Genomic DNA, 12,250 nt, shown 5'->3' on the forward strand with positions numbered 1-12,250 from the left:
TTGTCCACCCCGCTCGACCACGCGTTCGTCCGTTCGGCGGCCCACGCCGCCGACCGGACGGCCGCCCCGCTCGCGGCCCGCCCCGACGAGGAACCCGCCGGTGTGCCGCACCGTGGTCTGGCGTTCCGGGTGAAGACCCTGGTCGCGGCGTACCGTTCGGCGGACTCGGAACTGCACGGCAGCGGGCGGGCCGTGACGGCCGCGCTGACCCACCTCCGGGCCCTCCAGGCCGCGCAGACCACCACCGGTCTCTTCGCCGGCGGCGACAACGTGCAGTCCCCGCCGGACTCCGCGTTCACCGTCAACGACGTGTGCGACGCGCACGTCCTCGCCGCCGCCGCGGGGCCCGAACTGCGCGAGGTCACGGCCGCGCTCGCCGACATCGCCGACGCCGCCACTGCCGGTCTCCTGACCGGTGGCGTACACACCCCGAACCACCGCTGGGAGCTGAGTGCGGCGCTCGCCCGTCTGCACCGGTCGTTCCCCGACGCCCGGCTGCTCGACCGCGTCGGGGAATGGCTCGCCGAGGGCGTCGACATCGACGCGGAGGGCCTGTACTCGGAACGCAGCGCCAACTACGCGGCCCATGTGTCCAACCCGTCGCTGCTGCTCCTGGCCGAGGTGCTCGGCCGCGCCGACCTGCTGGACGCCGTCGCACGCAATCTCACCACCACCCTGGACCTGATCCGACCGGACGGCACGGTGGAGACCCTCCACTCGCGACGGCAGGACCAGTACCACCCGTTCCCGCTCGCGCCCTACCTGCCGCACTACCGGCTGCTCGCGATCCGCACCGGCCGGGGCGACTTCGCCCGCGCGGCCCGCCTGGCGGCCGCCGGCGGCATCGACGACCCCGACCTGCTCGCCCAGACCCTCCTCACCCCGGACCTGTGCCGCGTCCTACCGGAGTCGGCGGCGGAGACCCTTCCGCGCGCCCGGTACCTCACCACCGCACGCCTCGCCGCACACGCCTCGGCCACCGCGCACACGGTGGTGTACGGCGGCTCCGACGTGCCCCGGCACCGGCGCATCCGCTCGGGACTCGCCTGCAACCCCACCTTCCTACGTCTGCTCGCCGGCGACGCGGTCCTCGACGCCGTCCGGCTCTCGCGGGGGTTCTTCGACCTGGGCCCGTTCCGCGCCGCCGACATGGAGCAGCCCGCCGAGAACCGCTACCGGCTCACCGAGACCCTCACGGCCGCCTACTACCAGCCGCTGCCGAAGGACGAGAGGCGGGACGACGGCGCCTACCGGCTGGTGGACGACGGACGCTTCTCGGCCTCGATGGCCTTCCAGGACCGGCCCCGGGACGAGGTCTCCCACACGACCCGCGTCGACGTGGATCTCCGGGAGGACGGCGCCGACCTGCGGATCGACATCAGCGGACCACGGGTGCCCTGGGCCCTCGAACTGACCTTCCGGCCGGGCGGCGTACCGGAGGGCGCGGTACCGATCGGCGAGGGACGCTGGTGCCTGACGACCGGGCCGATGACCTACCGGGTCGGTGACGACGAGATCCGGGTCGAGGCCGGCGTACAGACGGGCGAACCGCTCGCCGGACCGGACCGGAGCGACGTACTGCGCTACGACCCGGGGCAGGACTACACCGTGGCCGGCGGCACCGACGCGACGACCGGGAACCGCGTCTACCTCGGTGGGCACGGACCGCAGACACTGACCCTCACACTGCGCGCCACCTCTCAGGCATGAAGGATTGATCGCCGTGCACCTCCCACGCCAGCTCGGTTCGCTGCACGACCTGCCGGACACCCCGGAGGCGTACGACGCCGTGCTCGCCGATGTCACCGAGCAGGCCCTCGCGCGCCTCACGCCCGAGGGCAACCTCGAACACCCCGACTGCGTCGACGACATCGGCGACACCTCCCTCGGCATCACCTCCCTGCTGGCGCTCGACTGGCAGCGCGGCAAGGACCCGAGGCTCCCGGAGGCCGTGAACCGCAGCCTCGCCTTCCATCTGCGGGAGCGGGTGTACACCGAGGACAACCCCGGCTACCCGAACCTGAAGGTGCGCGACTCCGGCCTTCCGTACGCCCGTTACACCTTGGCGGCGGGCGCCCACCCCATCGGCGACTGGCCGAGCACGGTGTGGGCGCTGCTCCAGGCGGTCGACGTGCTGGACCTCGCGGACGGCCTCGTCGAGGACGAGGCGCGCCTCCGGCTCCTCGACGTGGCACGCGGATACTGGCGCTGGCTGACCGAGGCGACCTTCTTCAATCCGCAGGAGGCCGGCAACCAGGCGATCGGCTGTGTGGTCGGCGGTCTGATGCTGGCGCACCATCTGCCCACCGGGGAACGGGAGCCGGTCCGCGAGCGGGCGCTGGAGCTGTACACCGAGGAGATCCGCGCCCACCGGGTACGCGACCGGGGCGCCCTGCTCCCGCCGGAGCACGGCGGCGCGTGGGACAACAACTACGGCCCGATCTCCCTGTCCTTCCTCGCCCAGGCCCACCGGATCAGCGGCGAGGCGATCTTCGCCGAGGACGGGGAGACGGTCGCCCGCTACCTCGATGCCCGCCTCACCACCGGCGGCTTCGACTGCGGCGGCCCCCGCTACAGCGAGCAGCACTCCGGCTTCGAATCGGTGCTCGGCCTGCGCTACTTCGGCCACCGCGTCGGCGCCGACCTCGGCCGCTACCGGGGCGACACCCGCTGGGGCCGGCACGCGGTCAAGCAGGACGGCGGGGTCGACGGCCACTTCGCGTGGATGCTGGTCTGGCAGATCCAGGACACCACGCCCTGGCACCGCACCCCGTCCACCGAACCGGTCCGGCACCAACTGCGCTCCGGCGGGGTCTCGGTCGCCTTCGACTCCAGGATGACCCCGTCCCTCGTCGAGGCCGACGGCACGTACTTCCTGCCCGCAGCCGTCAACCGCCAGCACGGCTTCGGCCCGGTCATCGACGGTTTCCTGCTCTGCCGTCCCATGGGCGAGGTCCGCGTCCGGGACGCCCGGGCCGACGGCCTCCGGGCCAAGCTGGTCACCAAGCCGGTCGTCACCCGCGACCACGTCCTGCGGCACGTGCGGTCCCTGTACGTCACCGACGGCACCCGCCTGTGGACCACGGTCGCCGTCGAACGCCTCCCCGGCGAGCCGTATCTGCTGGCCGGCCTGCCGTACGTGGCGGACGACGCCGCGGGGCTGCGCCGGATCGCGGACGCCGAGGTGGCCTCCGCGGGCGACCTGTGGCTGACCCACCCGGCCGGCGAGGGCCCGGAGTACTTCGACGCCCGCGCCGACACCACCCAGGAACTCGCCGCCTTCGCCCTCGCCGCCGACCCCCGCGGCTACGGCAACCCCGACGAGGGCTGGTCCCACCTGATCGCCTCCACGGCCATCGAGGCGACCCCCGCCCCGGGCGCACCGGCCGACCTGAACGTCTTCGCCGTCCGCTACGGCGGCTCCGGCGACCTCTTCGACCCCACATTCGCCCACGTCACGGACGGCCTGAGAATCCGCACGGAGGCCTTCACCGCGGTCATCGGCACCCCCACCGGCGACGAGCAGGGCGAACCGACCCTGACCCTGAGCCTGTCGTAGCCGTAGCCGTAGCCGTAGCTGCGGGCAATCGTGCCGCTGGGGCGGCGGCACGGGTGGGCCTCAGCCCCCGGGTGCCCGCAGACCGGCCGTCGGTGACTCCACCCCCGGCATCGCGCCCCCCGGCATCGCCACCCCCGGCACCACCAGATCCGCGAACCCCCTCGTCGACGCCACCAACTCCGCGTTGCGCTGATCGGTCCGCTGAACCCAGGCGACCGCCGCCTCATGCCCCTTGCCGAACTCCTCGTGCCGGGCGACGAGCCGCCGTACCCGTTCCGCCTCGTCCAGCTCGCAGAACCACACCTCGTCGAGACGGGCCCGCACCCGCCGCCAGGGCCCCTCGTCCACCAGCAGATAGTTCCCCTCGGTGACGACCAGCCGGACGGAGCGCGGCACCGGAATCACCCCCGCGACAGCCTGCTCCAGGACACGTTCGAAGCCGGGCGCGTACACGACGTCGTCCTCACCGCCGTCCGCGCCGTCCTCCCCGGCACCCCGCAACCGCCCCAGCAACGCCGCGTACCCCGCCACGTCGAACGTGTCCGGCGCCCCCTTGCGATCCCGGCGCCCCAGCCGGTCCAGCTCCACGTCGGCGAGATGGAAGCCGTCCATGGGGACATGGGCGACCCACGGCTCGCCGTCGCCGTTGAGGGCCCGGGTCAACCCCTCGGCCAGGGTGGTCTTCCCCGCACCGGGGCTCCCGGTGACACCGAGGAGGGCCCGGCGCCCGGGGCGGACCAGCGCGGCGGCCCGGTGCAGCAGATCGTCGAAGGTCAGCGACATGCGGACGACGGTAGCCCCGATCCGGCGTACTCGGGCACGGACCGGGCAGACGACCTCTGCTGCCGACCGGAGCGGGGTCGGGGTGAACAGGCGGAAGGTACCTGATGAGAGACAGACCCTGGCCGGAGCCGGACGGCGACAGCGCGGCGACACGGGAGGAAATCGCGCGGCTGCGCGCCGAGGTGCGGCAGCTGCGCACCCGTATGGAGGGCCGCCCGCTGATCGCCCAGGCCCAGGGCATGCTGCGGGAACGCTACGCCCTGCCGGACGCCGAGACCGCGTTCGCGCTGCTCCAGCGGGCCTCGCAGCAGTACAACGTCAAGCTGCGCGCCCTCGCCGAGGCGGCGGTGAGCGCGCCGCGCCCCGACGGCCGGAGCACCCTGTGGTTCCCCGGCCGGGCCCGGCTCGCGGAGCCGCCCCTCAGCTTCGAGAAGGCACTCCGCGGCCGGGTCGGACGCGGCAACCGGAGCGAGATCCTGACCGCCGTCCTCAGCCAGACCCTCGCCGTCACCGGCACCGGCATGGGCAACGTCCAGATCGCCGACCGGGCCGAGGGCGGACTGCGCATCGAACGCCACACGGGACACCCGGCGGACTTCGTCGACTTCTTCGCCCACGTCGGCGACGAGGGCACCTCCTGCGCCAAGGCCGCGCGGGAGGTCGCCCAGGTCACCGTCCAGGACGTGGCCACGGACCCGGTGTTCACCGAGGACGCCCGCTCGGCGATCCTGCACGCGGGCAGCCGCGCCTGCCACAGCGTGCCGCTCACCACGTCCTCCGGACTGTGCGTGGGCATGGTGTCGGCCCACTTCGAACGCCCGTCGCGGGGGCTGACACGCGCCCAGCTGAAGGCGTTGACCGTGGTGGGCGCGGAAACCGGCGAGTGGCTCGCCTGGTACGACCGGACCGTGGTCCTCGACGCCCTGGAACACCTGCACACCCTCGGCCGCGCCCACGGCGGCGGCAGCATCAGCCGACGGTGAGAGCGGGTTCTTACCCGCCGGGCACACTGACTTCGGCCGCGCGGGGAACCCCCACCCCATGACGAAGACGACCCACCTGACCCAACTCGGCCTGCCCGAACGGATCCGCGCCTGTCTCTTCGACCTCGACGGGGTCGTCACCAAAACAGCCGTGGTGCACGCCGCCGCGTGGCGGCGTGCGTTCGACGAGTTCCTGCGCCGCCGCGACGGCGACGCCTTCCGCCCCTTCGACCCGTCGGCCGACTACGCCGAGTACGTCGACGGCCGCCCCCGCGCCGACGGCGTCCGCACCTTCCTCGCCTCCCGCGACATCCACCTCCCCGAGGGCGCCCCCGACGACCCGCCCGACGCTCCCACCGTGCACGGCCTCGGCAACCGCAAGAACGACATCCTGCTGGACCTGATCCGCACCGACGGAGTCGAGGCCTACGACGGCACCCTGCGCTACCTCGACCAGGTCCGCGCCCACGGTCTGCGCACCGCCGTCGTCTCCGCCAGCGCCAACTGCCGTGACGTGCTGCGCTCGATCGACGCCGAGCACTTCTTCGACGTACGGATCGACGGAGTGGTGGCCGCCGAACGCCGGCTGCCGGGCAAACCACGCCCCGACACCTTCCTCGCCGCCGCCCACGACCTCGGTGTCGCACCCGCCGACGCCGCCGTCTTCGAGGACGCCCTCGCCGGCATGGACGCCGGACGCGCGGGCCACTTCGGCCACGTCGTCGGCCTCGACCGCGTCGGCCAGGCGGATGCTTTGCGCGCCCACGGCGCCGACATCGTCGTACCCGACCTGACGGAACTGGGGGACTGGGCGTGATCACCCACCGCTCGTACGGCGTCGAACCCTGGGCGCTGCGCGAACAGGGCCTCCAGCTCGACGTCCTGCCGCAGAGCGAATCGGTGTTCGCCCTGGCCAACGGGCACATCGGCTGGCGCGGCAACCTCGACGAGGGCGAACCGCACGGACTGCCCGGCAGCTACCTCAACGGCGTCCACGAACTCCACCCGCTGCCGTACGCGGAGGCCGGCTACGGCTACCCCGAGTCCGGGCAGACGGTCATCGACGTCACCAACGGCAAGCTCCTCCGCCTGCTCGTCGACGACGAACCCTTCGACCTGCGCTACGGCCGCCTCCACTCCCACGAACGCGTCCTGGACCTCCGCGCGGGCGTGCTGCGCCGCAGCTGCGAGTGGACCTCCCCGGCCGGGACGACCGTACGGGTCAGCTCCACCCGTCTGGTGTCGTTCACGCAGCGGGCGATCGCCGCCGTCGCCTACGAGGTCGAGGCCGTCGACAGCGAGGCCCGGATCGTCGTCCAGTCGGAACTGGTCGCCAACGAGCAACTGCCCGAACGCAAGGGCGACCCACGGGCGGCCGTCGCCCTGGAGTCACCGCTGGAGCCGGAGGAGCACTTCGCGGACGGGACGCGGCTCCGGCTCGTGCACCGCACCCGGCGCAGCGGTCTGCGCGTGGGCGCCGCCGCCGACCATGTCGTCACCGGACCCGGCGAGATCACCACCGACGCGGAGAGCAGGGACGACGTCGCCCGCCTCACCGCCACCACCGTCCTGAGGCCCGGCGAACGGCTGCGGATGGAGAAGACCGTCGCCTACGGCTGGTCGGGCACCCGTTCGCTGCCCGCCGTCGGCGACCAGGTCGACGCGGCCCTCTCCGCCGCCGCGTACGGCGGCTGGCAGGGCCTCGTCGACGAACAGCGGTCCTGCCTCGACGACTTCTGGGCCCGCGCCGACGTCGAGGTCGACGGCGACGAGGAGATCCAGCAGGCCGTACGGTTCGCCCTGTTCCACGTCCTCCAGGCGGGCGCCCGTGCCGAGGAGCGCGCGATCCCCGCCAAGGGGCTCACCGGCTCCGGCTACGACGGTCACGCCTTCTGGGACACCGAGACCTTCGTCCTGCCGCTGCTCACCCACACCGCGCCCGGCGCGGTCACCGAGGCGCTCCGCTGGCGCCAGAACACCTTGCCCGCCGCCCGCGACCGCGCGGCCCAACTCGGCCTGAAAGGCGCCGCGTTCCCCTGGCGGACCATCGACGGCTCGGAACGCTCCGCGTACTGGCCCGCCGGTACGGCCGCCTTTCACGTCAACGCCGCCGTCGCCGACGCCGTGGTCCGCCATGTCGCCGCCACCGGCGACACCGCCTTCGAACGTGACACCGGCGTCGAACTCCTCGTGGAGACCGCCCGGCTCTGGCGCTCCCTCGGCCACCACGACCACCACGGCGCCTTCCACATCGACGGGGTGACCGGCCCGGACGAGTACAGCGCCGTCGTCGACGACAACACGTACACCAACCTCATGGCCCGCGGAAACCTGCTGGCCGCCGCCGACGCCGTCGAACGCCACCCCGACCGGGCGGAGCACCTGGGCGTGGACGACGAGGAGAGCGCGGCCTGGCGCGACGCCGCCCGGGCCATGTACATCCCCTACGACCACGAACTGGGCGTCCACGAACAGCACGCCGGGTTCACCCGCCACCAGCGCTGGGACTTCGAGGACACCGGGCCCGACCAGTACCCGCTGATGCTGCACTTCCCCTACTTCGACCTCTACCGCAAACAGGTCGTCAAGCAGGCGGACCTGATCCTCGCGCTGTACAAGTGCGGCGACCGCTTCGACGACGACCAGGTGGCCCGCGACTTCGCCTACTACGAGCCGCTCACCGTCCGCGACTCCTCACTCTCCGCCTGCTGCCAGGCCGTCATCGCCGCCCAGGTCGGCCATCTCGACCTCGCCCACGCCTATCTGACCGAGACGGCGCTCATGGATCTCGCGGACCTGGAGCACAACACCCGCGACGGCCTCCACATCGCCTCCCTCGCCGGCACCTGGACGGCGCTCGTCGCGGGCTTCGGCGGTATGCGCCACCACGGCACCACCGTCGGCTTCGCACCCCGCCTCCCCGAGCGCCTGAGCGGCCTCACCTTCCGGATCGGGCTGCTCGACACCTGTCTGCGCGTGGAGATCACCCCCCGGCACGCCACCTACCGACTGCTCTCCGGCGACTCCCTGACGATCCACCACCACGGCGAGCCGGTCACCCTCCACGGCGACAAACCCCGGCGCCTGGACATCCCGGCCGCGAAACCGCCCGGCCCGGCGCCGGAACAGCCCCCGCACCGGCGTCCCGGCCGCCCCCGCGGGCGGACGCGCTGAGACGCCGGGCGGTCGACGACGTGCCGTACGCGGCCGTCAGCCGCAGAACGCGGACTCCAGCGTGCGGTTGACGGTCGCGTACACCGTGCCGTTGTTGGAGGTGTTCGCGAACGACGTCACACTGCGCTTGCCGGTCTTCGAGGTGAACGCCCAGGTGTAGTAGCCCTGCACGGTCCCCGTGTGCCCGTACACCGAGGCCCCGCACGACAGATCACGCCGGCGCAGCCCCAGCCCGTACGCCTGGGTGCTGTTCACCGGTGTCCACTTCAGCATCTCCTTCAGCTGCGCCGCCGAGGTCAGCTTCCCCTGCACCAGCGCGGACATGAACTTGTTCAGGTCCTTCGCGCTGGACACCAGGGCCCCCGCGCTCTGCGCCCACGACGTCGTCTGCAGTGTCGAGTCGAGCTTCTTGCCGGTGGAGTCGGCTGTCATGTAGCCGCGGGAGAACTTGCCGGGGATCGTGTTCTTCGGGTGCACGTAGAACGTGTCGGCCAGCTTCAGCGGCTTGATGATCCGGTTCTGGTACTCCGTCGCCACCGACTTCTTGGTGAGCTTCTCGATCAGCATGCCCGCGACCACGAAGTTGGCGTTCGAGTACGCGTAGGACGCCCCCGGCTTGTTGGTCAGCGGCTTGGCGAGCGACAGGTCCATCAGCTGACGGTAGGTGAACACCCTGTTCCGCACGTTCTCGAACCCGGCCACGCTGGGGGAGAAGAGGGTGTTGGCGTAGTCGTACAGCCCGCTGCGGTGGCTCAGCACATGGCGCACGGTGATCTTCTTGTCGGGCAGCAGCCCCGGCAGATACGTGTTGACCGAGGTGTCGAGCTTGACCTTGCCCTCGTCGACCAGCTGCAGCAGGACCACCGCCGTGAACGTCTTGGTGACGCTGCCGACCCGGATACGGTCGCCGGTGCCGAGGGCCCGCTTGGTGGACCGGTCGGCGACACCCTCCGCCAGGTGGTGCACCTTGCCGTTGTCGTCGATCCTCGCGAACGCGCCCGGCGCTCCCTGCGTCAGCGCCGTGCGCAGCGTTTTTCGCAGCTCGGTCGTATCGGGGCCCGCTGCCGGGGCCGCGTGGGCGGGGACCGTCAGGAGGGACAGGACGACCGCGCCCAGCGTCGCCACGCCCGTGCCCACCGTTCTCGAAACCATCTGCACCATCCGATTCGTCTCCCGTTGCCCGTCGTCCCACTGCCTGCGGACTGTCTGCTGACTGCCGCCATCGACAGGTGCATTGGAGTCGAGTGATCACGGAGAGTCAAGTAGCCAGGTGCGAGGGTGAGTTGAGCTACTCGAAAGAGGGACAGCGCCGGTGATCGGTTTCAGCCGCCGAAGAGCTGGGTCCAGTACGTGCCGGCCGTGCCCCCGCCGACGAAGCCGATACCTATATGGGTGAAGCCGGGTTTGAGGATGTTCGCCCGGTGCCCGGGGCTGTTCATCCAGCCGCGCACCACCTCGGCGGCGGAACGCTGGCCGCACGCGATGTTCTCCCCGATGGACCGCCGGGTGGAGCCGGCCGCCGCCGCGCGGTGCCAGGGTTCGCCGCCGTCGGGGGAGGTGTGCGCGTAGAAGGCCCGCGCCACCATGTCGGCGCTGTGCGCCTGGGCGGCGGTGGTGAGGTGGGGGTCGGGGGAGAGCGGGGGCAGACCTGCCCCGGCCCGTTCGGTGTTGGTGAGGGTGATGACCTCGGTGGCGGTCCGGTGGAGGCCGGCCGGGGAGAAGGGGTGGGCCCAGAGCGCCGTCCAGAAGACGGTGCCCGAGCGGGGGTCGGTGGCGTGGCCGAGGCCGGTCTCGGTCCAGGTGGGTTCGCGGAGGGTGCGGTTGGCTTTGTGGTCGGAGCGGCAGTAGTCCACGAACTCGGCGGGGGTGCGGGGGCCGGAGACCAGGTGTTCGCCGATGGTGAGGTAGGTGTAGCCGGTGGTGGTGACGCGCTGGTAGACGGAGATCCCGTCCTTGCCTTCGGTGGCGAGCCGGCCTTGGGTGGCCATCGCGGTGGCGTGGGTCTGGGCCGCCGTTGTGAGCTGCGGGTTGAGGGTCACGGGTGGGGAACCGGTGGTGGCCCGGGTGGAGTTGATCAGGTCGAGGTAGTGGGTGGGGTGGGGGGTGGGGGGTCGCGCGGTTGTGGGGTGGGTGCGGGTCGGTGGGGGCTTGTCGCGCCCACGCGGCGGAGCCGCATATGTCACAGCCCCGCGCCCCTTAAGGGGCGGTGGTGTGGGCGTTTCTTCCTCCAGTACCTCTACTCCGAAGTCCCTCGCCACCCCTGCCAGGCCGTCCGCGTAGCCCTGGCCCAGGGCCCGTAGCTTCCAGGCTGAGCCCTTGCGGTACAGCTCCGCCAAGAGCAGTACCGTCTCGCGGGTGGGGCGGGGTGGGGTGAAGCGGGTGAGGGGGTGGCCGTCGGGGGTCGTGACGAGGAGGGTCGGGGCGGGCAGGTGGCCCAATGGTGTGTCGGGGGCGGCCGGGCTGATCGCGAGGGTGAGGCGGGTGGCGCCCGGGCGGAGGGCGGCCGGGGTCACCGTCAGGGTGTCGCCGGTCAGCCGGGTGCCCGGGGCCGTGGGCTGGTTGTAGAAGACGAAGTCCGCGTCGCCGCGGACCTTGCCGGTGTCGTCGGTGATGAGGGCCGAGACGTCGAAGGGGCCCGGCACCCTGATCGTCAGGGTGCCGCCCGGCAGCGGGGTGTTGCCCCCTGGTACCAGCTCGTTCATCGGTGCCGTCCGTCGCAGTGACCGTCAGCCCGACAACGTCTCACCCCCGCAGGGCGGTTCCCGGGTCCTCCTGCCGCTCGGCGGCGGCCAGGGCGTCCTGCCGGCCGGAGCGCATCGTCTTGAGCGCGAGGAGGAGGACACCGATGTCGTCCAGGTAGACCGGGTCCGGTACCAGGTCGGTCGGGAGGACGAGATAGAGGACGGCGCCCCAGAAGACCCACTTGGGGCCGGTGGGGAGTCCGGCCCGGTTCAGTTCGCGGCGGGTGCGGACGAGCCGGAGGAGCAGCCAGACCGCCGCGCCGAGCAGAGCGGCCCCGACCACCGCGATCGCGACGATCACCCACGTCCAGGAATCCATCGGTCCCGCCCCTCGGTAGCGCCGGGCGGGGTGCCCGGCTGGTGCCCTGCCCATCGTCTTCCCTCCGCGCGCGCCTTGTACCGCGGCGCGCGGAGGCGGGGGCCGGGTCAGTGCGGGGCGCGGGCCAGGTTGTGGTCGACGAGGGCCTGGCTGACGGCCCGGATCGAGCGGGCCATGTGGTTCAGCTGCATGACCTCGGCGGCGTACATCTTGATGGTGTGCTCGATGACCGACTCGGACATCCCGAGGCTGGGCAGCTCGGAACGGGCGGTCTGCAGGGCCGTGCGGGCGACGCGGATCTCGTGCTGGACCTGGATCTGGGCGTGCCGGGCGAGCAGCACGGGGTGGCGCATCATCGCCGGATAGCTGCCGTAACGGGCCGGCACCAGCTCGCGCAGCCACTTGGCCGCGGACCTCTCCCAGTCGTAACTGCCGGGTGTCTTGACCTGACACGGCCAGTCCGTGCGGAGGGGCGAGGAGGTGAGGGCCATGTTCAACGCTCCGGTCTTGCATCGACGCCATTGGGTGCAGCGGTGGTGGAGTCTGGGCGGCCCCGGCATAGGGGATGGCCGGGGCCGCCTCACCCGGGGCGCCGTGGCGGGTAGGAGCGGACGGACCCGGGTGGACGACGTGACCCGGAGTCCTGCCGGGTCACGATCCGCGAGCAGTATTTATATATACCGATGAGTTT

At 72.1% G+C, this 12,250-nt stretch carries 10 protein-coding genes; 5 read left to right on the top strand and 5 right to left on the bottom strand.

The annotated features are described in order from the left end of the window. Both ACZ7MG_RS25915 and ACZ7MG_RS25920 read left to right on the top strand, forming a co-directional pair. Positions 1-1,710 (top strand): hypothetical protein, encoded by a 1,710-nt coding sequence (locus tag ACZ7MG_RS25915; protein ID WP_471380903.1) that lies wholly within the window; start codon positions 1-3, stop codon positions 1,708-1,710. A 13-nt stretch (positions 1,711-1,723) separates the two neighbouring features. Beyond that, positions 1,724-3,559, top strand: coding sequence for a hypothetical protein (locus ACZ7MG_RS25920; protein WP_471380904.1), 1,836 nt, complete (start codon positions 1,724-1,726; stop codon positions 3,557-3,559). Between the two features lie 60 nt (positions 3,560-3,619). Here the strand turns inward: ACZ7MG_RS25920 and ACZ7MG_RS25925 are convergent, their stop codons facing one another. Continuing rightward, positions 3,620-4,342, bottom strand: coding sequence for a nucleoside/nucleotide kinase family protein (locus tag ACZ7MG_RS25925; RefSeq protein ID WP_471380906.1), 723 nt, complete (start codon positions 4,340-4,342; stop codon positions 3,620-3,622). Between the two features lie 104 nt (positions 4,343-4,446). Here ACZ7MG_RS25925 and ACZ7MG_RS25930 point away from each other — a divergent pair, with 104 nt between their 5' ends. From ACZ7MG_RS25930 to ACZ7MG_RS25940, 3 genes are read left to right on the top strand one after another with little or no spacing between them, the layout of a single operon-like run. After that, complete coding sequence (locus ACZ7MG_RS25930) at positions 4,447-5,325, top strand: ANTAR domain-containing protein (RefSeq protein WP_471380908.1); 879 nt, start codon at positions 4,447-4,449, stop codon at positions 5,323-5,325. 58 nt (positions 5,326-5,383) lie between these two features. Continuing rightward, a complete protein-coding gene (locus ACZ7MG_RS25935; RefSeq protein WP_471380910.1) occupies positions 5,384-6,142 on the top strand; it encodes an HAD family hydrolase in 759 nt (252 codons plus the stop codon). Continuing rightward, the gene (locus ACZ7MG_RS25940) at positions 6,139-8,499 is read left to right on the top strand and encodes a glycoside hydrolase family 65 protein (protein ID WP_471380911.1); all 2,361 of its coding nucleotides are present in this window, start codon (positions 6,139-6,141) and stop codon (positions 8,497-8,499) included. Before ACZ7MG_RS25935 ends, ACZ7MG_RS25940 begins: the two co-directional genes overlap by 4 nt. 36 nt (positions 8,500-8,535) lie before the next feature. Here the strand turns inward: ACZ7MG_RS25940 and ACZ7MG_RS25945 are convergent, their stop codons facing one another. The 4 genes from ACZ7MG_RS25945 to ACZ7MG_RS25960 all read right to left on the bottom strand — a co-directional run bounded on the left by ACZ7MG_RS25945 (position 8,536) and on the right by ACZ7MG_RS25960 (position 12,050). Then, the gene (locus tag ACZ7MG_RS25945; protein WP_471380913.1) at positions 8,536-9,651 is read right to left on the bottom strand and encodes a serine hydrolase domain-containing protein; all 1,116 of its coding nucleotides are present in this window, start codon (positions 9,649-9,651) and stop codon (positions 8,536-8,538) included. A 170-nt stretch (positions 9,652-9,821) separates the two neighbouring features. Next, the gene (locus ACZ7MG_RS25950) at positions 9,822-11,201 is read right to left on the bottom strand and encodes a CAP domain-containing protein (protein WP_471380914.1); all 1,380 of its coding nucleotides are present in this window, start codon (positions 11,199-11,201) and stop codon (positions 9,822-9,824) included. Between the two features lie 40 nt (positions 11,202-11,241). Next, the gene (locus ACZ7MG_RS25955; protein ID WP_471380916.1) at positions 11,242-11,559 is read right to left on the bottom strand and encodes a DUF1232 domain-containing protein; all 318 of its coding nucleotides are present in this window, start codon (positions 11,557-11,559) and stop codon (positions 11,242-11,244) included. A gap of 107 nt (positions 11,560-11,666) precedes the next feature. After that, positions 11,667-12,050 (bottom strand): hypothetical protein, encoded by a 384-nt coding sequence (locus ACZ7MG_RS25960; RefSeq protein WP_471380917.1) that lies wholly within the window; start codon positions 12,048-12,050, stop codon positions 11,667-11,669. Positions 12,051-12,250 lie beyond the last annotated feature (200 nt).

Source organism: Streptomyces sp. NPDC107538, from assembly GCF_055657445.1.